This is a genomic window from Hymenobacter sp. (assembly GCF_036388155.1).
Taxonomy (GTDB): domain Bacteria; phylum Bacteroidota; class Bacteroidia; order Cytophagales; family Hymenobacteraceae; genus Hymenobacter.
The window spans coordinates 1-25,399 of sequence record NZ_DASVSI010000157.1 but is presented as its reverse complement, the minus strand read 5'-3'; the positions used below and the strand labels follow the sequence as shown (position 1 = coordinate 25,399).

The following is a 25,399-nucleotide window of genomic DNA, read 5'->3' as shown; positions in this document are numbered from 1 at the left end:
CGAAGGTAGGGGACAAGCCATCGCCGCGCACCCCTTGTGCTGCTGAATTCTGCAATCAGCCGTTGCTACTCAAGCCGTTGCCGGCCGAATTGTTGTTGGCTGCCTGCGACTCTTGGGCCGCTGCGGCCGCCGCCGCCGCTTGGCGGGTGGCTTCGTCGGCGGCGGCCAGCAGGGTGGCGGCTTCGCGGGCGGCGCGGTCGTGCACGCCGTAGATGCGGCGGTTGGCTTCGGCCATGAGGCGTTGCCAGGGGCCGGTTTCGCCGGGCAGGGCGAAGTGCACCATTTCGCGGCCCAGCCGGAACAGGCGCAGCCGGTTGGTGCCGCGGTGCCCATACACCAGCAGCAGGGCCGCGGTGGCCATGCCGAACATGGCCGGGCCGGTGCGCAGCCAGTTTTGCAGGAAGGCAATCATCACCATGGCCAGGCCCATCCCGCCCAACAGGTACCACAGTATCCAGCGCACGGGCGTGAGCTCGGCGCGCTCAAGCTCGAGCAGCAAAAACTCCTGGCCGCGCACCGTGAGCGTGGCGTCGGTGAGCACGACGCGGCCGTCCTCGCTGCGCACCGTGGGGAGCGGCGCGGCCTCCGGAAGGGGAGTGGGGACCGGGCCGGCGAGGGGCGCCGACAGCAAAGCGGCCCCGGAAGATTCTTCCGGGGCCACAGGTGCGTGTTCAGCGTCGGGCTGGGTTTCGCGAGGTTGCATGTGCTCAGAAACAGCCGCTAGTGTGGAGGTAGGAACCGACCACCGCGGGGCGGCCGTGCGGGTGGCAGAATGGGAAAAGTCTTCTGCCACGCTGCCTTAGTTGTTTACTTTCAGCAGCTCCACGTCGAAAATCAACGCCGTGTCGCCGGGGATGTCGCGGCCGGCGCCCCGCTTGCCATAGGCCAGGTCGGAGGGGATGTAGAGGCGGTACTTCGAGCCTTCGTTCATGAGCTGCAGGGCCTCTGTCCAGCCGGCAATTACCTGGTTCACGCCGAACGTGGCGGGCTGGCCGCGCTGGTAGCTGCTGTCGAACACCGTGCCGTTGATGAGGGTGCCGTGGTAGTGCGTGGTCACCGACGAGCCGGGAGTCGGCTTTTTGCCGGTGCCTTCGGTCAGCACTTCGTACTGCAGGCCGCTGGGCAGGGTTTTCACGCCGGGCTTGTTGGCGTTTTGGGCGAGGAAGGCTTCGCCTTCGGCTTTGTTGTTGTTCACGGAGTTGGGGTTTTGGTTGTCGTCTTCGTCGGCGCCGCCCATTTGCTCTTGCAGCTGTTGCATGGCGGCCTGCATTTGCTCTTGCGTGAGGCGGCTGGGCAGGCCCTGGAGGCCTTCTTTGAGGGCGCCGGCCAGGGTGTCCACATCAAGGTCGAGGCCTTGCTGGGCGAAGTTGCGGGCCAGGTCTCGGCCGATGATGTAGCTCACCTGAGCTTGGTGGGAATCGAGGTTCATAAAACCGGGAAGGAAATGGAGGCTGCGGCGGCCGTTGCTTGCCTAAGCCGCCACCAACAGCCAGTGAAAAAACAGTTCAACGAGGTACGCCGTTGCCGAAGCAAAGTTCCAAAAGCCGGGCCGAACCTGAACAGTCGGCCGCAATGACCGAAGCTTCAACAAAAAAGCCCGGCCAAGTGGCCGGGCTTTTTGCGACAAAAACTACCAAGAAGGACGGCTGAGCCGCAAAAACGAACCTAGCAGTAGTGGTGCTGGTCGTCGTCGCCGTCGAAGAAGAACGTCAGGTCCAGGTCCGCCAGTTTGGCAGCCAGGTAGCCCACGCTGCCCAACAGCAGCAGCGAGGAAAACGAAAATGCGGTGGTCTTTTTCATGATAATGCGCGAAAAGGGCTATAGGCTAATTTCAAGTACAAATATACGAAAGGTTCGAGAAAATGTTATGCATGCAGCATATATTAACCTTGGGTTAACCTTTGCTTTGTGCTGAAATGCGGCCTCTGTAGGATATTCAATACTGGGGCCGTGTAGAAAATTTTCGCCGCTAGTGGTTCGTCCTGCTCATCTGGCGTCCGCTTGTCGAAGCATCTCTGTTGCAGTAGTAAATGAATTACGCTCGCAGTAGAGATGCTTCGGCTGCGCTCAGCAGGACGTAGCAGAAGGCTATGTTCAACCTGAAATAGCCCAAGAGCGGCTTTCTGCCTAAAATAGCTAGGGCTGGTCCACGCCGATGCCAAAATCGGCTACTTCTACCACCGCGCCGGCCGGCATTTCGCCCAACCGCAGGCCACCCACCCGCACGCGCACCAGGCGCAGCGTGGGAAAGCCGACTGCGGCGGTCATTTTCCGGATTTGGCGGTACTTGCCTTCGGTGAGCGTGATGGACACCCAGCTGGTGGGGCCGTGCCGGTCGTCGCGGATTTTGCGGGTGCGCGGGGCAAATGCCGGTGCCAAGTCGAGCCGGCGGGCCACGCAGGGGCTGGTCTGGTATTTCACGCTGTGAATCCCGATTTCAACCCCGGCCTGCAGCTGCGCGAGGGCCGCGTCGTCAATCAGCCCATCGACTTGGGCGTAGTATTCCTTCTCAATCTTGCGGCTGCGAACCAGCTCGCTCATGCGCCCGTCGGTGGTGAGCAGGAGCAGGCCCTCGCTGTCCTCATCGAGCCGACCAATGGCCATGATGCCTTCCGGGAAGTCGAAAAATTCGCCCAGCTTTTTCTTTTTGGCTTCGCCCACAAACTGACTTAAGTAGCCGTAGGGTTTGTGAATTAGAAAATGGCGGTGCGGCATATGCGGCAAAAATAGCGGTAGTTAGCCGCGTCGCTAGAAAGCTGCGGCTTGTGGCCCACAGCAGCAGATTTATGGGGCAGTTGGAACGCCGCTATTTCCTGGGAGCGGCCGCTTGCTGCTGGGTTTTAATCCTGGCGGCAACTTCGGCCATTGGTGCCACCCACACGTCTTGCTCGTGGGCTTTGAGGTAGCGGAGCAGCTGCCGGTGCGCCGGCAAGTCCACATTTAGCGGGTGCCCGCCGCCCACGCCGTGAAACAGAAACACCAGCAGCGTGTGCGACTGTTGGGCTTTTTTGACCAAGTCTATCATGTAGGCGCCCGACTGCCCGTTGATGGAGTAGCTGTCGACGTTGTCCAGGTTGATTTCGGCGGGCGTTTGCAGGCCGGGCGTAACGCCGCGTGCCGCCACAAAATCGGTCCTGAGTTGGTCGTAGAAAGCCACATTGCCAATGGTGAGGTCGCCGCAGGGATAGGCGAAAGTGCGGGCGGTTTTGCCGTCGATGGCGTGTAGCAGGGTGTTGGTGGCGCGCACCTCACTCACGGCCCGGCTCACGGTGTACTTGCTCAGGTCGTTGTCGGGCGTCACGAAGCCGCGGCCCGGCAGGCTGCCGTCGCAGGGGTGAAACAGGGCGTGGTTGCCGAGCTCGTGGCCGCGCTTGGCGGCCTGGCGCCATTCAGGCATTCGGCGTGCCACTACCGGCGACGAGCCAATGAGGTAAAACGTGCCGCGCATCTTCACGGAATCCAGCGCCGGAATTACGATGTCGAGGTCAATGTCGATGGCGTCGTCGTAGGTCAGCACCACGGCGCATTGCTTGCTGTTCCAGGGTGTGGGCGTTTGGGCGGCAGCCTGGGATTGAGCGAACAAGCCGAAAGTGGCGGCGACGGCCACGGTGAAGCGTAAGCGCATGTGGAGAAGGAATTGCAAATAGCAGAAGGAGTGGGCCGGGACCCGGGCATGATTGATACGGCGGACTACGGCGGTTTAATACGAACTAAACAGTAGCGCGGACTCTGTAGTCCGCGTCCCCGGCGGACACCCGGACGACTTGAACGGTGCGGGGACGCGGACTACAAAGTCCGCGCTACATACCCGTGCCCGGACCCCAAAACCACGAGCTAAGAAGCCCCACAAATATGCGCCATTGCCTTCCGAATCCGGTGGAACGGCATGTTTCCGTCACTTCATTTCTTCCACTTCGACGCGTCGGTTGCGGGCGTCGGGCGAAACGTGCAGTGGGCGGGCATCGCCGTAGCCGATGGTACTGATGCGCTCGGCGGCAATGCCGCCTTTCACCAGGTAGGCCTTCACGGCTTCGGCCCGCTGTTCGGACAGCACCTGGTTTTTGTCGGGTTCGCCCACGCGGTCGGCGTGGCCGGCTACGCGGATTTTCAGCGCGGGGCGGGACTTCAGCTCGGCCACCAGCTGGTCGAGGGCCGGGCTCGATTCGGGCAGCAGCTCCGGCGTGCCCACGCGGAAGAGCACCGTGGGCAGCACCACCGGCTTGGCCGACACAATGGGGGCCGGGCGTGCCGTGTCGGGGCGCGCCGTGGGCGCCGGGGGCGCGGGCTTGGGCGGCGCAACTTTGGGCGGCGTGCCCGTGACCTGAACGGTTATGGGCACCACGGAGCTTTGGGCGGTGGGGTAGTAGCCTTGCTTGAGGTAAAAGGTGGTGGTTTTGCTGAGTTTGGTGCGGTAGGTGTTGCCCACGGCCACGGGCTGCTTCAGCTCGGCGTCGGCGTACCAGAGCACGTTGCGGCCCGAGACCCGCAAGGTGCTTTCGACCCCGGCGGCCACCTTGCCCGGCGATTTTAACTTGATGCGGTAGAGCGTGAACACGCCCATGTCGCAGGTGCCCTTGGGGCGGTAGGTGGCCCGGCCGGTCAGCTTTTCGAGGGCGGCGTCGTAGGTGAAGGTAATGGCGCCGTCGCACCAGTAGCTGCCGCGGGTGCTGCCGGTTTCATCCAGCTTGGGGCCGTGCTCCAGTTGCAGGCCGGTGGCGGTGCGGGTGGCCTTGATTTGAAACGTGACCGAAATGCCCGGGTTGAACCCCACTTCCTGGTACTGTACCCCAAACAGGCTGGAACCTTTCCCCCCCTGCAAGCGAATCTCGGTCGGCCAGTAGCCTTCTTCGCCGGTTTCGGTTTCTACGCCCTGCCAGACGCCCGCCAGGGATTGTGCCTGCACCGGCCCTGCAAGCAGCAAGGCGCCGATGCCATACCAAATGCTGCGTTTCATCCAGCGAAAATACGCGCGTTTTGCTTCCGCGAAATTGGTCGGGCTAACTTTAGAAAAGGTCAGCTAGCCACATTCAGTCTATGCCAATGGAATGAAGCAGGACCGATGGAATCCATTTAGGTTGCCTTACTAATCATCAATACCGGACGCAACGGCCCCGCTACTTGACAGAAATAACGGTGGCTTGCCGCGCTATGGCCTGCCAGGTTCCGCCGGTGCGGAGCCAGACGTTGGTGAAGCGTCGAGTTACGGTTTTGCCCGTGTTATCGGTGAGGTTTTCCGGTTTCAGCACTTCTTGTCCCATTGTGACGGCCACGTCCCCGGTCACGCTAATCTTTTCGATGGTGCGGTCAAACGAAGTGTAATCTATTTTCCCGGTGCGAAGCCGCTTCATGACTTGCGCGTAAGTGGAGACCATATTCTGTGGATTATTCACCACAAAATCCTTGGACCAGAGTCGCTGTAGGGCCACGGTATCGTGTTTGAGTACGGCTTCGCGCTCCATGTTTTCCAGTTTCGTAATTTCAGCTATGACGGCTGCTTGCCCCCAGGCGGGACGCTCTAAGCCGATAATTGAAACCAACAATAGCAGGCAAAAGCTGAGTCGCATGGCGGTGTGAAGTGGGGTGAATCAATCCTACAGTTGCTTCATTAATTGTAGTATCAATATACAAAAATCATGGGTCTGTCCCGCTGCTTTTTTCACGGCAGCGGGGCAGACCCATTCCAAGATTTAACTTAAATGGCTAGCCCAAAAAAGCCATATCCTCGGCACTCAGCTGGATTGCTGCCGCCTTCAAATTTTCCTGCAGGTGCGCCAGTTGCGAGGTGCCCGGGATAGGCAGCAGCATGGGCGACCTGTGCAGCAGCCAGGCAATGTTGAGCTGGGCTTCGGTCACGCCGTGCTTCCGGGCTACTTCGGCCAACTTGTTGCCCGCTTTGGGCAAGCCGTGGACCAGCGAAAAGAAGGGGATGAGCGGGATGCCGTGCTGCTCGCACAAATCGAGCACTTCTTCGCCGCCGGGGTTGGCACCGTGGGGCAGCTGCACGGTGGTGCGCTGGGCGTAGCTGTACATGTTCTCCACAGTGGCAATGGGGCCCAGCTGCAGGCCGGTTTCTAACTCGGCCCGCGTCACGTTGCTCAGGCCCACGTGCAGGATTTTACCCGCTTGCTGCATCGCAAACATGGCACCGAGCTGCTCTTCCAGCGGCACTGGGCCATGGCCCATCAGCCGCAAGTGCACCAGCTGAATCTGTTCTTGCTTCAGGGTGCGCAGGTTGTTGTCGATGCTGGCGCGCAGGTTTTCGGGCGTGTTGAAGGGCACCCAGCTTTTGTCGGGCCGGCGCGTGGCGCCCACTTTGGTGCAAATGACGAGGTCGGCTGGGTAGGGGTGTAGGGCCTCCGCGATGAGGCGATTGGTCACGTCTTCGCCGTAGTAGTCGGCGGTGTCGATGAAGTTGACGCCGCTAGCCACCGCAGTTTTCAGGATTTCGAGCGCCTCTGCGCGGTTGGCCGGCTCGCCCCAAATGTCGGGGCCGGTGAGGCGCATGGTGCCGTAGCCCAGGCGCGAAACCGTGAGCGGATGGGCTGAATTTGGAGCAATGGTGATGGTCATGGAAGGGAAATGGGTGTGAAAATTGAAAATCGGCGGCTCTCAAAGTAGTGCCCAGTAGCAGTTCATCTTTTACCAAAAGCGCCATCTTATTTCCGGGCTCGGCGATGGTCTTATTCGGCTACGCGTGTGGCGCCAGGCGTGACGGAAAGAGACCCATTGAATAGGCTTGAGGCGGACGATGAAAGAGGCGAGTAACTAGACGAATGCGGGCGTGAAAAACCTTGAAATCATGAAGATTAGCTGAATTTATTTGTTCGCTAGCTTCATAAACTGTTCATGGCGGCGTCCCGTGTTTTGTGCCAGTTACGACGCAAGGCCAGCCGACGGGCACCTGCGTTTTTCCTGAAGTTGCCCACCCAGCTACAGCATGGCGCTGCCCCTTTTGCTCTTGTCCAATGACGCGTTCCGGCCGGAGCCTAGCTCAACCAGAACACGTCAGTCCACCCGCCCGGCAAGTGCGTGTCCGCACTAGGTTTCGCGGACTGCCCACGCGAGTTGTTGGCGCCTCGAAACGCCACTAAACCGAACAACGGCCTAGCCTACTAAAGCGGCCTACGGCCGTGCCACCAGCTTCGGTCCGTGCGAAGCACCATTCCCCGATTCAATTCCTCAAGGCGTTGCCCAGCGCCTATCATCGAACGTCGTTTTTTATGAAAAAAATGGTGATGCTCATGCCCATGAGCTTATGCTTCCTGTGTTGCGCCAGCGGCTGCTCGAAGCACCAAGAAGAAAAAGAAGCGCAAATCAAGCTGCTGGCCACCAGTGCCTTGGTGAAGGACACCACCATCACCAAGGAGTACGTCGCGCAAATCCATGCCCTGCAGCACATCGAGGTGCGGGCGCAGGAGCGGGGCTACCTCCAAAAGATATTTGTCGACGAAGGCCAAGCCGTGAAGAAGGGGCAGGCCATGTTTCAAATTCAGCCCCTGCTCTATCAGGCCGACTTGCGCAAGTCGCAGGCCGAAGCCAACTACGTCGGGATGGAGTACCGGAATACGAAGAGCCTGGCCGACAGCAACATCGTCTCGGAAAACGAACTGGCGCTGGCCCGCGCCAAATTCGACAAGGCACAAGCCGAGGTGGCCACCGCCCAAACCCATTTGCAGTTTACGTCCATCAAAGCGCCCTTTAATGGCATAATGGACCATTTCCAGGCCCGATTGGGCAGCTTGGTGGACGAAGGCGACCTGCTGACCACGCTCTCCGACAACAGCCAGATGTGGGTGTATTTCAACGTGCCGGAAGCCGAATACCTGGCCTATAAAAGCCACGCGCAGTCGGCCGACAACGCCACCCAGGTGCAGCTAAAGCTGGCCAACAACGAAGTGTTTCAGTACCCCGGCGTGGTCAAAACCATTGAGGCGGATTTCAACAACGAAACCGGCAACATTGCCTTTCGGGCGACTTTCCCCAACCCCAAGGGCTTGCTCCGCAACGGCGAAACCGGCAACATTCTGATGACCGTGCCGCTCAAGCACGCCCTGCTGATACCGCAGAAGGCCACGTTTGAAGTGCTGGAGAAGAAGTACGTTTTCGTGGTCGACAAGAAGAACGTGGTGCACCAGCAGGAGGTAGGCATCGCCTCGGAAATGCCCGACCTGTACGTCATCAAATCCGGCATCACGGCCGACGACCGAATTTTGCTCGAAGGCCTGCGCAAGGTGAAGGACGGCGACAAAGTGAGCTACGATTTCAAGGCCCCACAGGCCGTCATCTCGCATCTGAAAGTGTACAGCGAGTAAGGACTCAAGCTCCAAACAGACCGTCATGCCGAGCGCAGCCGAGGCATCTCGCTCGCTTCGTTGTGTCGATTGGGTTAGTGCTGCACGCGAGATGCCTCGGCTGCGCTCGGCATGACGGTCTGTTTTCAGACGGCCCATTGGCTTTAAATCGGCCTTTCCTAATAAATAACCAGCCAGAATATGTTTAGTAAATTCATTCGCAGGCCAGTATTTGCCATTGTTATTTCGGTCGTCATCCTGCTCATGGGCGGGCTGGCCATCTTCCAGCTGCCCACCTCGCAGTTCCCCGAGATTTCGCCGCCGCTGGTGATGGTCAGCGCCTCGTACCCCGGGGCCAGCGCCAAGGTGCTCACCGAGTCGGTGCTGATTCCGCTGGAGCAGGCCGTGAACGGGGTGCCGGGCATGAAATACATGACCTCCGACGCCGTGAGCGCTGGCGAAGCCAACATCCAGATTGTCTTCAACCTGGGCACCAACCCCGACCAGGCCGTGGTGAACGTGAACACCCGCATTGCGCAGGTGCTCAACCGCCTGCCGCTGCTGGTGCAGCGCGAGGGCGTGGTGGTAAACCGCGTGGTGCCTAACATGCTGATGTACGTGAACTTGTATTCGAAAGACAAGAACACGGACATGAAGTACCTGTTCAACTTCGCCGGCGTGAACATGCTGCCCGAGCTGCAGCGCCTGGGCGGCATTGGCCGGGCCAGCATCCTCGGCAGCCGGCAGTACGCCATGCGCGTGTGGCTGAAACCCGACCGCATGCGGGCCTACAACATCTCGGTCGATGACGTGATGAAGGCGCTGGACGAGCAGAGCGTCATTGGCTCGCCGGGCCGCATTGGCCGCTCCGACGGCAAGCAGGCGCAGTCCTTGGAATACGTGCTGAGCTACCAGGGCCGCTTCAACGACGTGGAGCAGTACAAGAACGTGATTCTGAAGGCCAACGCCAACGGCGAAAGCTTGCACTTGAAAGACGTGGCCAACGTGGAGCTGGGCTCGGAGTACTACGACATCTACTCCAACCTGAACCAGTACCCCTCAGCAGCTATCGTGCTGAAGCAGACCTACGGCTCGAATGCCTCGGATGTAATCAAGGAAGTGAAGGCCAAGCTGGAAGAGCTGAAGAAAACCAGCTTCCCGCCCGGCATGGACTACAAAATCACCTACGACGTGTCGAACTTCCTCGACGCCTCGATTGAAAACGTGATTCACACCCTGCGTGACGCCTTCATTCTGGTGGCCCTGGTGGTATCCCTGTTCCTCGGCGACTGGCGCTCCACGCTGATTCCGGCCATTGCGGTGCCGGTGTCGTTGGTGGGCTCGTTCATAGCCATGCAGGCATTTGGGCTCACCATCAACATGATTACGCTCTTTGCGCTGGTGCTCTCCATTGGCATCGTGGTCGACAACGCCATTGTGGTGATTGAGGCCGTGCACGCCAAAATGGAGGAAGAGCATTTGTCGCCCTACAACGCCGTGCGCAAGGTGGTGGGCGAAATCAGCGGCGCCATCATCGCCATCACCATCATGATGACGGCCGTGTTCATCCCCGTGTCGTTCATGAGCGGCCCAGTGGGTATTTTTTACCGGCAGTTCTCCATTACCATGGCCACGGCCATTGTGATTTCGGGCCTTGTGGCCCTCACGCTGACGCCGGTGCTCTGCGCCATGATTCTGAAAAACAACCACGGCCAACCGAAGAAGAAAACGCCCATGCAGCGCTTCTTCGACTGGTTCAACCGGGGCTTTGACCGGCTGACCAACGCCTACACCGGCCTGCTAGAGCGCATTGTAGCCAACCGGCTTATCACCTTTGCCATGCTGCTGGCCTTCGGGCTGGGCATTTGGGCCATCACGGCCCGGTTGCCGGCCGGCTTTATCCCCAGTGAAGACCAGGGCCTGATTTACGCCATTGTGCAAACGCCGCCCGGCACCACGCTGGAGCAAACCAACGCCGTGTCGCAGCACCTGCGCGACTTGGCCAAGGACGTGCCCGGCATCGCCAACATTTCCACCCTGGCCGGCTACGAGGTACTCACCGAAGGCCGCGGCTCCAACGCCGGTACCTGTCTGATTGACTTGAAGCCCTGGTCGGAGCGCAAAGAGTCCATTGCTGAAATTGTGGCGCAGCTGGAAAAGAAGGCCCACGAGATTCCCGGCGCTACCATCGAATTCTTTGAGCCGCCGGCCGTGCCTGGCTACGGGGCCGCGGGCGGTTTTCAGCTGCAGCTGCTCGACAAGACCAACTCTGGCGACTACAAGGCCTTGGAAAAGGTGAACAACGAATTTATTGCCAAGCTGAAAAAGCGCAAGGAGCTGACCGGTGTGTTCACCTTCTTCTCGGCCAACTACCCGCAGTACGAACTCAAGATTGACAACGAGCTGGCCATGCAGAAGGGCGTGAGCATTGGCAATGCCATGAACACGCTGAGCATCTTGGTGGGCTCGACCTACGAGCTGGGCTTCATCAAGTACCAGCGCTTCTTCAAGGTGTTTGTGCAGGCGTCGCCCGAATACCGCAAGCTGCCCGAGGACATCCTGAACATGTGGGCCAAGAACGACAAGGGCGAAATGGTGCCATTCTCGGCCTTCATGAAAATCGTGAAGACGCAGGGCGCCAACGAAATTAACCGCTACAACATGTACACCACCGGCTCCATTCGGGGCGGGGCCGCGCCGGGCTTTAGCTCGGGCGAGGCCATCAAGGCGGTGCAGGAAGTGGCTCAGGACCTGCCCCACGGCTACGGCATCGACTGGGGCGGCCTGTCGAAAGACGAAGTGTCGCGCGGCAATGAATCCGTCATCATTTTCGCCATTGTACTGCTGTTCGTGTACTTGGTGCTGGCCGCGCAGTACGAAAGCTTCCTGCTGCCGCTGGCCGTTATTTTCTCGCTGGTAGCGGGCGTTTTCGGGTCGTTTCTGTTCATCAAAATGTTTGGCTTGGCCAATGACATTTATGCGCAGGTTAGCCTCGTGATGCTGGTCGGGCTGCTGGGTAAAAACGCGATACTGATTGTGGAATTCGCAGCCCTGAAACACGAGGAAGGTATGTCCGTTCGCGACGCGGCCATTGAAGGTGCCCGGGTGCGTTTCCGTCCCATTCTGATGACGTCGTTCGCGTTCATCGCCGGCCTCATTCCGCTGGTGGTGGCCACCGGCGCGGGCGCCATTGGCAACCGCACCATTGGCAGCTCGGCCCTGGGCGGCATGCTTTTCGGCACCGTGTTCGGGGTGATTATCATCCCCGGCTTGTACTACTTCTTCGGCACCCTAGCCGGCGACAACAAACTGATTCGGGACGAAAACGAGTCCCCCGTATTCGAAGGCGTTGAGCCTCGCGTGTTAATTGAAGAAACCGAGCCTTATGCTTAAGCAACGAATTTATAAAGGCCTAACCGCCGCTAGCTTGATGTTGGCGGTGGCGGGCTGCGCCACCCCGGCGCTGGTGCAAAAAACCGCCAGCCGCAACGTGCCCGCCAGCTACGGCACCGCCACCACCGACAGCACTAACACCGCCCGCGTAAAGTGGCGGCAGTTTTTTACCGACCCCAACCTGGCCGCCCTGATTGACACGGCCCTGCAGCACAACCAGGAGCTGAACATCACCACGCAGGAAATTGCCATTGCCCGCAACGAAATCCAGGCCCGGACCGGCGCCTACCTGCCCTCGGTGCGGCTGGGCCTGCGGACCGAGCTGGAGCGCCCGGGCCGCTACACGCTGCAGGGCGCCACGGAAGAAGCCATCCGCATTCAGGAGGAAAAGCGCAACCCCGACCCCCTGGGCAATGTGCAGGTGGGGGCGTTTGCCAACTGGGAAGTCGACATCTGGCACAAGCTGCGGAATGCCCGCAAGTCGGCCATAAACCGCTACTTAGCGTCGGTGGAAGGCAAAAACTTCATGGTGACCAACCTGATTGCCGAAGTAGCGACCTCGTATTACGAGCTGTTGGCCCTCGATACGCAGCTGGCCATCGTGCAGCAAAACATTGGCATACAGAGCAACGCGCTGTCGGTGGCCCGGCAGGAGAAGGAGGCTGCCCGCCTGACGGAACTGGCCGTGAAGCGGTTTGAGGCGCAGATTCAACACACCACGGCCCTGCAATACAGCATTCAGCAGCGCATCACCGAAACGGAAAACCACATCAACTTTTTGGTGGGCCGGTATCCGCAGCCCGTGGTCCGCAACGACGAATCGTTCAACGCGCTGGTGCCGCAGGCCATGCAGGCCGGCCTGCCGGCACAGCTGCTGAGCAACCGGCCCGACATTCGGCAGGCCGAACAGCAACTGACGGCCGCCAAGCTCGACGTGCAGGTGGCGCGGGCCAATTTCTATCCGTCGCTGGGCATTGCGGCCGGCATTGGCATGGAGGCGTTCAAGCCGGGCTTGTTGCTGAAATCGCCGGAGTCCATGCTGGCTTCGCTGGCTGACGACTTGGCTGCCCCGGTGATAAACCGCAATATCATCAAGGCGCTGTATGCCAGCGCTAACGCCGCCCAGCTCCAAGCCGTGTACAACTACGAGCGTACCGTACTCAATGCCTACATCGAAGTGGCCAATCAGCTTTCCAACATTGACAACCTAGAAAAGAGCTACGAGGCCAAGGTGAAGGAAGTGCAGGCACTCACCCAGTCGGTGCGCATTTCCAACAGCCTTTTCCGCTCCGTGCGGGCCGACTACACGGAAGTCCTGTTCACCCAACGCGACGCCCTCGAGTCGAGATTCGACTTAACCGAAACCAAGATGCAGCAGCTCAACGCCACCGTGAATGTGTACCGGGCCCTGGGTGGCGGCTGGAATTAAGCGGAAAGGCGTATTACTCGGTTGAGCTGGCTTGCCGCGCAAACACCAGCCAGTTCGACTGCCGGGCTGTTTCCGTGCGCCGGTTGCCCAGCTTGACAACTTGACTGCCAGTTTTGTACCAGCCTTCGTCCCAGTCGCCCATGTCTAGGTACAAGGCATTGCGCGCGCCCAATTCAATCAGGTCGTCGGCAAACTGCTGCATGGTGAGATTATCGGCCACGCTTTCAATCACCGCAAACCGGTGGTCGGCAAGTTCAACCAGGGCGCGGCGCTGAAACACGCTGCCACCCGCCGGACGTAGGTTCTGGCCCTGAAAAACCAGCAATTCCTGCAAGAGCAGTGTGCCTTTCTGTTTGCGAACGTTCTCTAGTTCTGTGCTGGGCGGAGACTGTCCTTTGGGAATTTGGCTGATGAAGCAACTATCACCGGTAATGGTCAACACGCCATCTAGAAAGCCCACTTTGGCAGCGGGTTGCAGCATGCGGCCATTGCACACCAGTAAGTCCAAGGGCTGGTCGGTGTCCAAGTCGGTATACGCCGCGGCCACACTCAATTGGTAATTATTATTGGCCGCAACCGGACGGCTAGTCATTACCCGAACAGAAAGGTTTCGGCGATGAAACACCGAATACTGATGCCCATTTTCAGTGGTCTGACCCTCTAGCTGCACCTGCTGAGCCGAGTCGCGACTGCAGGCAACAAAGCCTGTTAGCAAACAGAGCAGGAGAAAGTTTTTGAGGAGATTCATATAGGTAGTGAACGGCGCAGCAGGCGGGTTTTTCAAACCCATTTCATCCCGAAAAATTGTTCAAGCCTAAACTCAGCGATGCACGGATAGTTAACATGTTCTAGCGCCACGTATGAGCATCTAAACGCCACTTTGGAACCGGGAAGGGTCACCCAGCAGCGGCAGTATGCCAGCGCAGGCGGCGTCACTCAAGCACGAACCCCTGCTATCCGTAAGTGGAAAAACGCCGGTTCGATGACAGGCTAAGGGGCGGTTTGCTAATTGCCCATCCGGAAATCCTTCACGCTGTTTTGCGTCAGGCTGATGCCTTCGAAACGGCTAGTGGTTCCCGTGTCGACGGGGCATTGTGCGCTCACGCCGGCCCATAGCGTGGCGGGGTAGTCGTTTTTGTAGAGGCGTACCAACTGCCAGGTTTTCTGGTCGAGCGAATAGTAGCTGGCCACCGTGCGGGTGTCCGAGGAGATTTTCATGTACGCCGTGGGGCCGGTCACTACGTCGTGGTTGTTGTCATCGGACGTGCCCACGGTGCGCACCGATACAATGCGGTGGTTGCCGCGCTCGTCCTGCTCGAAGCAGTGCTTTTGCCAGCGCCGGTCATTCACGTACAGATACAGAACGCCGGCGTTGTACGTGCCTTTTGCTGTGAAGCCGGGCGTCACCTTGGCCACCAGCGTGAATGGCTTGGAATTATCGACCTGGGCCAGTAGGATAGGGGCCGTGTTGTTCGACAGCTTATTGTCATTCGGGTCGCAGAAAAAGTCCTTCTTCGCACCCACCCGAAAATCCATCCCGCCTTGCGCATCGGTGGTGGTTAGGGTATCGGCCCCATTCACGGCCTTGGTGAAGTGGATGCCCGCTAGCTTGATGTCGCAGGGCCGGCCACTTACGCGGGCGGTATCCTCAGCCGCCATCGCGCCAGGGGATGCGGCAGTATCCGTGGCGGCTGCGGGTGCTTTGTTTTCCGTGCAGCTCTCCAGGAGGAGGGTGCCAAGGATTGCCGACAACAACGGAATGACGTTTTTCATAGCTGCTAAGACGGAAAAGGCTGGTTAGGAATCAGGCAAACGTAAGCAGGTTTACCGCATTAGGCCCAACGGTGCATTCAATGCACGTAAACAGAGTAGTTGTTGGAACCGCACCCCCGTGTGCTCGGTGCCGAATCGTAGCGTGTTCTGGAGCCGCTCCCGGCTCACCCACGTGTGCGGTGCCCCGTTACGCACAACATTTGCACCCTGAAGTGGGGTAGGCAGGCTGCCGGAGGGATAGTAGCCCGGCCAGGGCAATGTGCAGGACCTAGTGGGCTAACACAAAACGCACCTTTTCACGCTTTACAAAGTATCCTGTAGCTGCGGAAGCCACCAAGTCGCCTACCGTCAGAATTTGAGCGGCGGGTCGGGGCCGCAACGGCGGAAAAAGCAGTTCTCTCGCAATAGTTGCTGGGTCGCCAATCCCGGCTTTTAACATAAGTCGAGCTTTTGACAAACTGAATGGCGCGTGGCACAAAGCCGCTACTGCATTTGTCACCCAAGCCAATGCAAACAGTGCCACGTAGGGCGGTATCAGCACCACAATTAATGGATTACCAAGAGGTTCGGGGCTGATGCAGCCCGTGAAATCGAACCGGGTCAGGTCAACCCGATAGGTTTCACCGAACTCAAGTAACAGGCTTTCGGTATCGAGTCCCACCATTCCGAAGTCATCTTCAATAGCTGCTTGGAAAGTCGGTCTACCATCACCCCCCAACTTATCGGCCACAAAGTCTGGGATTGAGCTTGCCAATCGGCGCAAGTCAGCAAAGCGGACCAGTATTTCTTCTCGCTCCATAGTGCAGGGTATAACCAAGTTTAAATTCACATTTTCCGCCAGTACTGCCCACCGACATCAAATGGCGCATTCGTAATCTGCCTGTACGTGCAATGTTTTCCCTTTTTCACCGGCTTGGCGAAGAGGGTGCCCGTGTCCTGATGCGATTCAAGAAGATACTGATACAATAGCTCTCTCGCTCGCCGCCGAATCTGGCCATGCCATAGCGCCGCGCGCGTTCATACCCCGCTCGCAACATAGTCGAAACCAAGCCGGGGTGGACATTAGGAATCATTTTTTGAGTACCAGCTCCGCTTTGGTCACGCGCAAAGACGGATTCGCCGACGCCACCAGCATGGCTTTAAAGGTGTAGCTTCCCGCGGCTGGGACCACCAATTCGGCATTCTTGCCACTAAAGCTCCAATTCACGCTTCCGTTGACATTCGTTTTTACCTCGCCAATGGTGACGTTTTTCTCCGTTGGGTCAATCTGCAGTTCTTTGAACGGGGCTCCATCCTTTATCACCTGGACTCGAAACCGGACCGGAGAGTCGCCTTCGTAAGCCAGGTCCATATCCGACCACAGCGCGACTTTGTCGTCTTTTTGCAGCTGCACCGTCGCCTCCTTTACCACTTCGTGCCCGGTCGTGCTAAGCTCATTGATGGGCAGTCGGGCTACCTCCTTGCCAAGCAGCGCGTCGCATCCGGCCAGCAAAGGAAGCAGGGCAAGCCCCCAGCCTATGTGTTGCATTCTAATGGCGGTGAATAGCTGCTTCATGCGTCAGGTTGTTGATAACGAAGCCACAAGTTTACCTATTTTACTCAACTGCTGGGGTTAGTGGCCATTGGTTCGCGTGCGCTGCGAGCAAAAACGCGCCTGCGTCCCTACCGCTATCGAAGTTTAGAGTGACTGGGAGCCACGCCCGGTGGGCCCGCGTGCGCGGGACTAGCGCCGCCCATGCTTCAAGCGGTACTCTGTATACTGATATTTCCCGCTTCCCAACTGGTCGTGTTCATTTAGGTAAGTAATCCAATAGTCTTGGCCGCTTTCGAAGCGCCAGCGGCCGGTTGCCCGAATGGCGTTGTACTGTCGCACCACGAAAGTGTTATTTTCTCGCAACTCTAACTCACAAGGTCGACAGTTGGGATAGTGGGTGAGGTAGTAAGTACCCAGTTTGTCCTGCTCCCGGTCCTTATCGAGTTGCTGTTTCCTAAAAACAAAGAAGATTAGTAAAGCTGCCAGCGCAACGAAGCCAACGGCGGCTTTGCGCCTTGTTGCTGAGTTTTTGGCTGACAGTAACAGAAACAAAAACCGCAGTGCAAACACCCCCGGCAAAATATAGAAGAGCAGCAGGCTAAGTAGAATGGCAATGTTTACCATGAGGTAATAATTACAAGGGGTTCTATCGCAGAAACTTCAGACTGCCGCTGCGTGGCGGCCCGTCCCAGCCGCCCCAACAAACAAAACAGGGCACCCGGTGTGGGTGCCCTGTCGTTTAGCGAAGCGTGAATGTTGCCAAGACAAACCCGAGAAAGTCTTTCACCAAGGTTCATGAACAGTATGCGCAAAGCATTCCCGGCGCGAAGTTCAAACGCTACGGTTAGTACATGATGTCAATGCCACTCTTGTCGCCGGTAGAAAGGCCGCTGCGCTGAATGTTGAAGGTGGAGCCATCTTTCTTGGTGATGGTGGGCTGGCCGTTTGAAGAGAAGGAAAACGAGCCGTACATCATGATGGAGCCGAAATCGAGGGCGCCGAAATCGGCCCCGCTGTAGCCCGAGGTGGAATACCGCACGAAGTTGTTTTCGTAGCCCGATTGAATGTTCTGCGTCAGGATATTCACGTAGGTGTCGCGGTCGTTGCGAGTTTGCTCGCGGAAAAGGCCCAGGCAGGGCATGGCCGATTTCGTGAATGTTGTTGCCGGTGGTGCAGCCCGAGGCCAGGTTCATGTACTGGCGGCCGCCTATCATGCCGATATTCGACGAGCAGCCCGAGCCGACCCGGAAGGTCACGTAGTTGGCCTGAGTCGTGCGCTTTACGAATCGGATAGCCGTGTTGGCCTGCCAATTGGGCAATGGCGTCGGTGACGCGCGCTTGGTTGGGCAGGGCCGGGTCGATGGTGTAGTACACGACGGCGGAAGGCCACTTGCCCGAAGTGCGGCCGGCACTCTCGGTGTGGGGACCGCCGGTGGCTACTTGCGCGTCGGTGAGCAAAATGTCGCCTTCGTACACGTTATCGCCGTTGATTTTGCGGTACTCAATGGCCTCGCTGCCTAACTTACCGGTCTGGCTCTGGCCAGTTTCGTTGGGGTAGGCCAGTTCCACCTTGGCGTCTTGGCTGCTAGCCACCACTTGCGGCACTGCCGACTCCTAGTCTTTGCTGCAACCCGTCAATGAGGAAAATGTGCTGATGCCTGCCGACAGCGGGAGAAGGGATGTACGACGCTTGCTCATAGGTCCAATGAAGATTAGTTGGTGAAATATTAACCCTTTGGTATGAGGCAAGTATATTAGTAATTCTCAAATAACCGATAATAATTTCATTTTTATAGGTATTTAATTGCGAGTTTTAGTATTTTTATACTTATGCATTGTAAAAAATTCATCAATACGGAAGAAGACCGTGCACATCTAAAGTTCTGTGATGATGTCACCCATTAATTGCGAGGAAGCTCAATGGCAACGTGCCGTGATGCAGGCCTAAGGCAATGGCCAGCCCTGAAGTTGGGGGAGAGCCAACTCATTGCACATCCGTCAAAACCACGGCCACTTGCTGGAAATGCTGGAAGCCCCGATGCGCCTCCGGCACGCTCCGCCTCACGGCTACTTCCAAGTGTCACAAGAAGCTTTCAACCGGCCCTATGAATTGGCCGTGCCCGCCGCGCCGCTGCCCCGCCACGCGCGGGTAGTCCACCTAGGACCAGCCAAGAAAGCTGCCTAATACCCCGCGCCCACTGCTGCTGCCGAAGCGGGGGGACTTGGAAATGCGCTAGAGAAACTAAAATTTGATAGAAAACTCCAGATGACCGCCCAAGCCTTCTGCAATGATGCGCTGTAAAGTAGATAGCCGCACATCCTTCAAATCCTTTTCCAGCTTCGAGATATACGACTTGTCGGTGCCAGCCAACTCAGCCAGTTGGGCCTGCGTGAGGCCTTTGGCCTGGCGGGCCTGCTGTAGCATTGCTCCGAGTTTAAATGCTTCGTAGCCCGCTTCAAACTCCTCGCGTTGCTTTGTTCCTTTGGGGCCGTGCTCCTGGTCGATGAAATCGCTGAGGCTAGTAAGGTTCTTATTGGTTTTCATGATATTCAGCTTTGATTTTGTGCGCCCGGTCCAACTCAGACTTAGGCGTTTTCTGCGACTTTTTTGCAAAACCGTGGCCAATGACCACCACGTTGCCTTTATCAAAGAAGCAGAAGATGCGGAAAATGTCGCTGCCCACCTGCACCCTGATTTCGTATAAGTCATCGGAGCCGGTGAGGTGCTTGAAGTAAGTTTCAGGAATCTGGTCTAGGTCCTCTACTACGCGGAGCGTCCACAAAATCTTCTTTTTGACTTTGTCGGTTTGGGCTTTGTAAAAGTCGCGGAAGTAGTCTTTGAAGAAGAACAGGCTACGCTTTTTTGGCATACGCCAAAGGTAAGCGGAGTAGTCCAATCAGACAACTTGAGCTGACTTCAGTTGGTTCAAGGCTTCATGTGATACGATTCAAGACGATGCTGATACGGTAGCCATCCCCACCGCCGCTGCCGAAGCTTAGTGCTCTCAGCGCCGCGCCCAACTGCCCCCTGCGCCGGCCCCAGTGCCCTTAGCGCCTCTCGAAGCCGCTGAGGAAGCTTAGTGTGTCTTGGAGTTGCGTCCAGCTTGCGCGAAGGTGGCGCCGACGTTGCCGTTTCCAGTAGTTGCGGAGTAGCTTTGCTGTACTGTGCGGTAGTCTCCCGCCAACCACGGTGCTCAATTTGGCTTCGGCTGAAACGAGCGAAGCCCGTGGCTGGCACCACGGGCTTCGAGAAGTGGGTGATTTGTCCCTCCCATTACATTGAAGACGATGGAGAACAAACCAAACAGCGACGGTGATTACGTAGTAATCGTCGTCAGGCTCCCGGTTAAACTGCTCACGCAGTTTGGTCGGTGGCTGGTGTTAGCAGCGGGCACTTACGTGCTGCTGCATCACTAACCGTAGCCAGCAGGAGGGACGCAAGTCCTTCCTGCCTTGGGCTGTAACTGTGCCCAGCCGCCGGAAGTTGCGCAAAGATGCAAAGATTCCGGGAAAACTGATGCACCCTGATGTTACCGAAGCTTGGAGTCTCTTAGCGCCGCGCCCGGCGGGCCCCTGCGCCCGCCCCAGTGCCCTTGGCGCCTCTCAACGCCACTGCTGAAGCTTTGTGTGTCTTGGTGCTGCGTTTAACAGGTCGGGGAAATTTCAATTAAAAAAAGAACTTGCTTTGATATTCGTGCATAATGTGACCTATAGATTTCATTCGCGAGTTGTCAACTAACATATCCAACTCCTTTAGCCTGTTTATTATGCATGTTTTAGATAGTAGAAAATATTGGGACATTTTATTTGTGATTTTAACAAAGTCCTTAACATTGTCTGCCTGGTCATCAACATAGATTTTTCCTTCTCGAAGGTTTAGTAACTGTTGAAAATGGAGAAGCTTAGCTATGAAAACATACTTGGGCATAGTGAGGCAAACAGCAAAGTAGTTGGCTTGCCATTCTATCCAATTCTTATCATTCTGTAGCTCATTGCGGTTTGTTTTAAAATTGTATTCTGAATCAGGCATTACGTTCACTAATTCGCTTTCTATGATAACCCCGTCATGGATGATGCAGTGGCCTATCTCATGCGCTAAGACGAACTTGTAGCGTCTGCTTTCAGCTAGTTTATGATTGACTTGAATTACACCGTCCTTCTGGTTGAAGCAACCTAGTATATCTGGTTGGGTAGTATTCTTCACTTTTAATCTAAGAGCTTTGTTTACATAGTTAGCCATCTTTTCAATTGACAAATCATTTCCCTCTGTCAGTATGCTGCTATCAATTTCATCTAGAATTTCATTGGCGATTGACTCTATGTCTTCTTTAGAGTGTTGGCTAATATTGTTAGGGACATTCTTTATACTTTTCAATCCTTCAAGAAGAGTGGTGTCTATATCTTTTTCTAAATACTCTTCTCCTTGGCTAAGTTTATGTTCGTCTTTGTTGAAAAATTTTATGCCGCCATCAGTTTTTGGGATTTTGTAAAGCATGATGTTATAACTATTGTCATTCTCTACACCAACCAGCATTACACCTTTTGATTCTGCATAATTTTTTGCCGATTTTTGAAATCGGCTTGATGTAATAAAAATAGCCTTCGAGTTGCGAGGCGCAACCTGTTCTATCTTGCTACAGAATGCTTCCAGCTTATCTATTGATACAGGGGTTTTGTAATCTTTGCATTCTATAATGTATATGATAGAAAATCTGTCTGCCTCAGGGGGCTTAACTTCTATTGTTAAATCGAAAATGATATTGCCTTTTCTATCATGAGAATAATATGGTTTCTTTTCATGTATGCTATAAGCATTTTCCATGACAGCAATCCTCTTCGCCTCTATCATGTTCTTGATGATGCTCAATGACCTTTTCTCAAAAGCGTCTCCCTTGGCAACAGTATTCATTTTCGATGGAAATAGAGCTTTGTAAAAGGAAATAAATGTATAACGGTTTCATAAGCAGTACAAAGGTTCTTGCACTGCTTATGAAACCGTTATTGCTTGAGATGGGACAAGCTTATCCAATCAATATATAGACGCAGCCCCTACATATTGCGCCGGTACTGCCCGCCGACCTCAAACAGCGCATTCGTAATCTGCCCGAGCGAGCAGTACTTCACCGTTTCCATCAGCTCGGCAAAGAGGTTGCCGTTGGCCACTGCTACTTGCTGGAGCTGCTTGAGACGCGCCGGGGCCTGCTCGGCGTTGCGCTGGTGCAGCAGGGTGAGCATGTCGATTTGGTACTGCTTTTCCTCCTCCGTGGCCCGGATGACTTCGGCCGGCACCACCGTGGGCGAGCCCTTCGACGAGAGGAAGGTATTTACCCCGATGATGGGGTACTCGCCGGTGTGCTTCAGCATCTCGTAGTGCATGCTTTCCTCCTGGATTTTGCCGCGCTGGTACATGGTTTCCATGGCCCCGAGCACGCCGCCGCGCTCCGTGATGCGGTCGAATTCGAGCAGCACGGCCTCTTCCACCAGGTCGGTCAGCTCCTCGATGATGAAGGAGCCTTGCAGCGGGTTTTCGTTCTTGGCCAGCCCCAGCTCGCGGTTGATGATGAGCTGAATGGCCATGGCCCGGCGCACCGATTCCTCGGTGGGCGTGGTGATGGCCTCGTCGTAGGCGTTGGTGTGCAGCGAGTTGCAGTTGTCGTAGATGGCGTACAGCGCCTGCAACGTGGTGCGGATGTCGTTGAAGTCGATTTCCTGGGCGTGCAGGCTGCGGCCCGAGGTCTGGATGTGGTACTTCAGCATCTGGCTGCGGGCATCGGCGCCGTACTTCAGTTTCATGGCCTTGGCCCAGATGCGGCGCGCCACCCGCCCAATCACGGCGTACTCCGGGTCGATGCCGTTGGAGAAGAAGAAGCTCAGGTTCGGCGCGAAATCGTTCACGCTCATGCCCCGGCTCACGTAATATTCCACAAACGTGAAGCCGTTGCTCAGCGTCAGGGCCAGCTGCGTAATCGGGTTGGCGCCGGCCTCGGCAATGTGGTAGCCGGAGATGGATACGGAGTAGAAGTTTCTAACCTTCTGCTGGATGAAATATTCCTGCACGTCGCCCATCAGGCGCAGGGCAAACTCGGTGCTGAAAATGCAGGTGTTCTGGGCTTGGTCTTCCTTCAGAATATCGGCCTGCACGGTGCCGCGCACCTGCGTCAGCGTCCGCGCCTTGATGGTGGCGTACACGTCGGCGGGCAAAACCTGGTCGCCGGTCACGCCGAGCAGCAGCAGGCCCAGGCCGTCGTTGCCGTCCGGCAATTCGCCCTGGTAGCGGGGCCGGGTGAGGTTTTTCTCCGCGTAAATCTGGTCGATTTTAGCGTCAACTTCTGCTTCCAGACCGTTTTCCTTGATGTACAACTCGCACTGCTGGTCGATGGCGGCGTTCATGAAAAACGCAGCCAGATGGGCAGCCGGGCCGTTGATGGTCATCGAAACCGACGTGGTAGGGCTGGCCAGGTTGAAGCCGGAGTACAGCTTCTTCGCATCGTCGAGGCAGGCAACGCTCACGCCCGAGTTGCCGATTTTGCCATAAATGTCGGGCCGCAGGTCGGGGTTTTCGCCGTAGAGCGTCACCGAGTCAAAGGCCGTGCTCAGGCGCTTGGCGGGCAGGCCCATGCTCACGTAGTGGAAGCGGCGGTTGGTGCGTTCCGGGCCGCCCTCGCCGGCAAACATCCGCGTCGGGTCTTCGCCCTCGCGCTTGAAGGGGAACACGCCGGCCGTGTAGGGGAATTCGCCGGGGAAGTTCTCCTGCATGGCCCAGCGCAGGCGGTCGCCCCAGCCGGTGTAGCGCGGCGTGGCCACCTTCGGAATCATGTTGCCCGACAGCGACTTGCTGTGGGTCTGCACCCGGATTTCCTTGCCGCGCACCGAGTACACGTACTCCGGATTGCGGTAGTTCTGCAGGGTGTTTTCCCAGTTTTCCAGAATGGCTTGGCTGTCGGCGTCGAGGCGGCGAAGCTGGGTTTGCTTGTTCTTGCTGAACTCCTCCACCGTGCTGTCGCCGTCCTTTTTCTCGGTGCGGTAGTGCTCTTCCAGCTTGGCAAAGGCGCCGGCTATTTCTGCAATCTTAGCCTGCTCGCGCACCCGCAGGTCATAGGCGCGGTTGGTTTCGGCAATCTCGGAGAGGTAGCGCGTGCGGTGCGGCGGGATGATGTAAATCTTTTCCGAATCCTCCACCGTGGTTTCGAGGCTGGAGGCAAACGTAGCACCGGTTTTGGTTTCCAGCATCTTCAGCACGGCCCGGTAGAGGCGATTCATGCCGGGGTCGTTGAACTGCGATGCTATCGTGCCGAACACCGGCATTTCGTCCGTGGGCTGGTCCCACAGGCCGTGGTTGCGCTGGTATTGCTTGCGCACGTCGCGCAGGGCGTCGAGGGCGCCGCGCTTGTCAAACTTATTGAGGGCAATGACGTCGGCGAAATCGAGCATGTCGATTTTCTCCAGCTGGGTGGCCGCGCCGTACTCGGGCGTCATCACATACAGGCTGGCGTCAGAATGCTCTATGATTTCGGTATCGGACTGTCCGATACCCGAGGTTTCGAGGATAATCAGGTCGTAGTTGGCGGCCTTCACCACGTCCACGGCGTCCTGCACGTAGCGGGAGAGGGCCAAGTTGCTCTGGCGCGTAGCCAGGCTGCGCATGTATACCCGCGGCGAGTTGATAGCATTCATCCGAATTCGGTCGCCGAGCAGCGCCCCGCCGGTCTTGCGCTTGCTGGGGTCGACGGAAATAATGGCAATGGTCTTGTCCGGGAAGTCCATCAGAAAGCGCCGCACCAGCTCATCCACCAGCGACGACTTGCCCGCGCCACCCGTGCCCGTGATGCCAAGAATAGGAGCGGTTTTAGTTGTCGGTTGTTCGTTGTCAGTTGTTAGAGTAGTATCGGAGCTGACAACTGACAACTGATAACTATCAACTAACAACTGCGACTTCACCCGATGAAACTCATCGGGGAAATTCTCTGCTGCTGAAATAAGGCGTCCAATGCTGCGTGCATCCTTTTCAATAAGGTGCTTAGCTTCTCCATTCAGGTTCGCGCCGGTGGGAAAGTCGGCATGCTCCAGCAGGTCATTAATCATGCCTTGCAGACCCATGGCCCGGCCGTCATCCGGCGAGTAGATGCGGGTGATTCCGTAGCCCATCAACTCCTCAATCTCGCTGGGCAGAATCACGCCGCCGCCGCCGCCAAAGATTTTGATGTGTCCCGCGCCACGCTCCTTCAGCAGGTCGTGCATGTACTTGAAGTACTCATTGTGCCCGCCCTGGTAGCTGGTGATGGCAATGGCCTGCGCATCCTCTTGAATGGCGCAATCCACAATTTCCTGCACCGAGCGGTTGTGCCCGAGGTGAATAACCTCCGCGCCGCTGCTCTGAATGATGCGGCGCATGATGTTGATGGCCGCGTCGTGGCCGTCGAACAGCGCGGCGGCGGTTACAATGCGAACGTGGTTAGTAGGCTTATAGGGCGCAACGGGAGCTTGCATGAGCAGGGGAGTAGCGGGTGGGAATTTGACCGGGCAAAGGTACGAAAGAAGCCCCGGCGCGCTGGCGCCGGGGCTTTTTATGGAGTGTTGCTTGACCGTTAGTCGTGCTGTTGTACGGCCAGGTACATGCTCACATTAACTGGGAGGCTCCGCCACTCTGCCTCGCTCTTGTCGCGCACGAGCACGCGGTGGCCTATCGATGGAAAGGCGCCCGGCCCGCTGAGTGCACCACTTTTGGGGTCCAGTTTTTCGCCCTGCAGCCACTGGATGCCTGCCGCGATAGTCTGGCCTTTGCTCAGGTGTATGTTGTAGGCCCGCAAGTCCAGGCTGACCCAGCCAGTTTGCTGCCTTTGTAAGCTTCCCCTGAAAGTAGGCCAATTGAAAGTAGAGAAAGGCGTAATTTTCTCACCTTCAATTCACCCTTATGAAAAAGAGTCGATTCAGCGAAGCGCAAATCGTGGCCATTCTCCAACAGCAACAAAGTGGGCAAAC

General features: G+C 57.1%; 24 protein-coding genes and 1 pseudogene. 5 read left to right on the top strand and 20 right to left on the bottom strand.

The genetic code is table 11. The features are described 5' to 3' along the window. Positions 1-55: 55 nt before the first annotated feature. From VF629_RS22605 to VF629_RS22570, 8 genes are all read right to left on the bottom strand, one after another. Positions 56-703, bottom strand: a complete 648-nt coding sequence (locus VF629_RS22605) for a hypothetical protein (protein WP_331060777.1) — start codon at positions 701-703, stop codon at positions 56-58. A 96-nt stretch (positions 704-799) separates the two neighbouring features. Further along, positions 800-1,429: an FKBP-type peptidyl-prolyl cis-trans isomerase gene (locus tag VF629_RS22600; protein WP_331060776.1), complete on the bottom strand. Its 630-nt coding sequence runs from the start codon at positions 1,427-1,429 to the stop codon at positions 800-802. Between the two features lie 236 nt (positions 1,430-1,665). Next, positions 1,666-1,800 (bottom strand): hypothetical protein, encoded by a 135-nt coding sequence (locus VF629_RS22595; protein ID WP_331060775.1) that lies wholly within the window; start codon positions 1,798-1,800, stop codon positions 1,666-1,668. Between the two features lie 336 nt (positions 1,801-2,136). After that, positions 2,137-2,715, bottom strand: a complete 579-nt coding sequence (locus VF629_RS22590) for a pseudouridine synthase (RefSeq protein WP_331060774.1) — start codon at positions 2,713-2,715, stop codon at positions 2,137-2,139. Positions 2,716-2,806: 91 nt separating this feature from the next. Beyond that, positions 2,807-3,625 carry a polysaccharide deacetylase family protein gene (locus tag VF629_RS22585; RefSeq protein ID WP_331060773.1) on the bottom strand — a complete coding sequence of 273 codons (819 nt, stop codon included), beginning with the start codon at positions 3,623-3,625 and terminating at the stop codon, positions 2,807-2,809. Positions 3,626-3,895: 270 nt separating this feature from the next. Further along, the gene (locus VF629_RS22580) at positions 3,896-4,954 is read right to left on the bottom strand and encodes an OmpA family protein (protein ID WP_331060772.1); all 1,059 of its coding nucleotides are present in this window, start codon (positions 4,952-4,954) and stop codon (positions 3,896-3,898) included. Positions 4,955-5,114: 160 nt separating this feature from the next. Next, complete coding sequence (locus tag VF629_RS22575) at positions 5,115-5,564, bottom strand: nuclear transport factor 2 family protein (RefSeq protein ID WP_331060771.1); 450 nt, start codon at positions 5,562-5,564, stop codon at positions 5,115-5,117. Between the two features lie 136 nt (positions 5,565-5,700). Further along, a complete protein-coding gene (locus VF629_RS22570) occupies positions 5,701-6,570 on the bottom strand; it encodes an aldo/keto reductase (protein WP_331060770.1) in 870 nt (289 codons plus the stop codon). Between the two features lie 650 nt (positions 6,571-7,220). On the opposite strand from VF629_RS22570, the gene VF629_RS22565 reads away from it, so the two are divergent. The 3 genes from VF629_RS22565 to VF629_RS22555 all read left to right on the top strand — a co-directional run bounded on the left by VF629_RS22565 (position 7,221) and on the right by VF629_RS22555 (position 13,113). Further along, complete coding sequence (locus tag VF629_RS22565; protein WP_331060769.1) at positions 7,221-8,312, top strand: efflux RND transporter periplasmic adaptor subunit; 1,092 nt, start codon at positions 7,221-7,223, stop codon at positions 8,310-8,312. A gap of 180 nt (positions 8,313-8,492) precedes the next feature. Continuing rightward, the gene (locus VF629_RS22560; RefSeq protein WP_331060768.1) at positions 8,493-11,684 is read left to right on the top strand and encodes an efflux RND transporter permease subunit; all 3,192 of its coding nucleotides are present in this window, start codon (positions 8,493-8,495) and stop codon (positions 11,682-11,684) included. Then, positions 11,677-13,113: an efflux transporter outer membrane subunit gene (locus VF629_RS22555; RefSeq protein WP_331060767.1), complete on the top strand. Its 1,437-nt coding sequence runs from the start codon at positions 11,677-11,679 to the stop codon at positions 13,111-13,113. The genes VF629_RS22560 and VF629_RS22555 overlap by 8 nt, the downstream gene beginning before the upstream one ends. 13 nt (positions 13,114-13,126) lie before the next feature. Here VF629_RS22555 and VF629_RS22550 read toward each other — a convergent pair whose 3' ends face one another. The 7 genes and pseudogenes from VF629_RS22550 to VF629_RS22520 form a co-directional block, all read right to left on the bottom strand. After that, positions 13,127-13,705 (bottom strand): hypothetical protein, encoded by a 579-nt coding sequence (locus VF629_RS22550; RefSeq protein WP_331060766.1) that lies wholly within the window; start codon positions 13,703-13,705, stop codon positions 13,127-13,129. 413 nt (positions 13,706-14,118) lie between these two features. Beyond that, positions 14,119-14,886, bottom strand: coding sequence for a DUF1349 domain-containing protein (locus tag VF629_RS22545; protein ID WP_331060765.1), 768 nt, complete (start codon positions 14,884-14,886; stop codon positions 14,119-14,121). Between the two features lie 268 nt (positions 14,887-15,154). Next, entirely contained in the window at positions 15,155-15,685 is a 531-nt protein-coding gene (locus VF629_RS22540; protein ID WP_331060764.1) for a hypothetical protein, read from the bottom strand. Positions 15,686-15,955: 270 nt separating this feature from the next. Beyond that, complete coding sequence (locus tag VF629_RS22535) at positions 15,956-16,441, bottom strand: hypothetical protein (protein WP_331060763.1); 486 nt, start codon at positions 16,439-16,441, stop codon at positions 15,956-15,958. Between the two features lie 168 nt (positions 16,442-16,609). Next, positions 16,610-17,044: a hypothetical protein gene (locus VF629_RS22530; RefSeq protein ID WP_331060762.1), complete on the bottom strand. Its 435-nt coding sequence runs from the start codon at positions 17,042-17,044 to the stop codon at positions 16,610-16,612. 220 nt (positions 17,045-17,264) lie between these two features. Further along, on the bottom strand, positions 17,265-17,561 hold the full coding sequence (locus VF629_RS22525; RefSeq protein WP_331060761.1) for a M12 family metallopeptidase: 297 nt from the start codon (positions 17,559-17,561) through the stop codon (positions 17,265-17,267). Between the two features lie 64 nt (positions 17,562-17,625). Continuing rightward, positions 17,626-17,832 (bottom strand): annotated as a pseudogene (locus VF629_RS22520) (M12 family metallopeptidase); the annotation flags it as partial. 575 nt (positions 17,833-18,407) lie between these two features. Here VF629_RS22520 and VF629_RS22515 point away from each other — a divergent pair. Further along, entirely contained in the window at positions 18,408-18,605 is a 198-nt protein-coding gene (locus VF629_RS22515) for a hypothetical protein (protein WP_331060760.1), read from the top strand. Between the two features lie 57 nt (positions 18,606-18,662). Here the strand turns inward: VF629_RS22515 and VF629_RS22510 are convergent, their stop codons facing one another. Next, positions 18,663-18,965, bottom strand: a complete 303-nt coding sequence (locus VF629_RS22510; RefSeq protein WP_331060759.1) for a helix-turn-helix transcriptional regulator — start codon at positions 18,963-18,965, stop codon at positions 18,663-18,665. Beyond that, complete coding sequence (locus VF629_RS22505; protein WP_331060758.1) at positions 18,952-19,290, bottom strand: type II toxin-antitoxin system RelE/ParE family toxin; 339 nt, start codon at positions 19,288-19,290, stop codon at positions 18,952-18,954. The genes VF629_RS22510 and VF629_RS22505 overlap by 14 nt, the downstream gene beginning before the upstream one ends. A gap of 418 nt (positions 19,291-19,708) precedes the next feature. On the opposite strand from VF629_RS22505, the gene VF629_RS22500 reads away from it, so the two are divergent. Then, positions 19,709-19,837, top strand: coding sequence for a hypothetical protein (locus VF629_RS22500; RefSeq protein WP_331060757.1), 129 nt, complete (start codon positions 19,709-19,711; stop codon positions 19,835-19,837). 250 nt (positions 19,838-20,087) lie between these two features. On the opposite strand, the gene VF629_RS22495 is transcribed toward VF629_RS22500, so the two are convergent. The 3 genes from VF629_RS22495 to VF629_RS22485 all read right to left on the bottom strand — a co-directional run. Continuing rightward, positions 20,088-21,329: an ImmA/IrrE family metallo-endopeptidase gene (locus VF629_RS22495; RefSeq protein WP_331060756.1), complete on the bottom strand. Its 1,242-nt coding sequence runs from the start codon at positions 21,327-21,329 to the stop codon at positions 20,088-20,090. A gap of 140 nt (positions 21,330-21,469) precedes the next feature. After that, the gene (locus VF629_RS22490) at positions 21,470-24,907 is read right to left on the bottom strand and encodes a methylmalonyl-CoA mutase family protein (protein ID WP_331060755.1); all 3,438 of its coding nucleotides are present in this window, start codon (positions 24,905-24,907) and stop codon (positions 21,470-21,472) included. Positions 24,908-25,202: 295 nt separating this feature from the next. Further along, positions 25,203-25,399, bottom strand: a 197-nt coding sequence (locus VF629_RS22485) for a hypothetical protein (RefSeq protein ID WP_331060754.1), incomplete at its 5' end; no start/stop codon positions are given.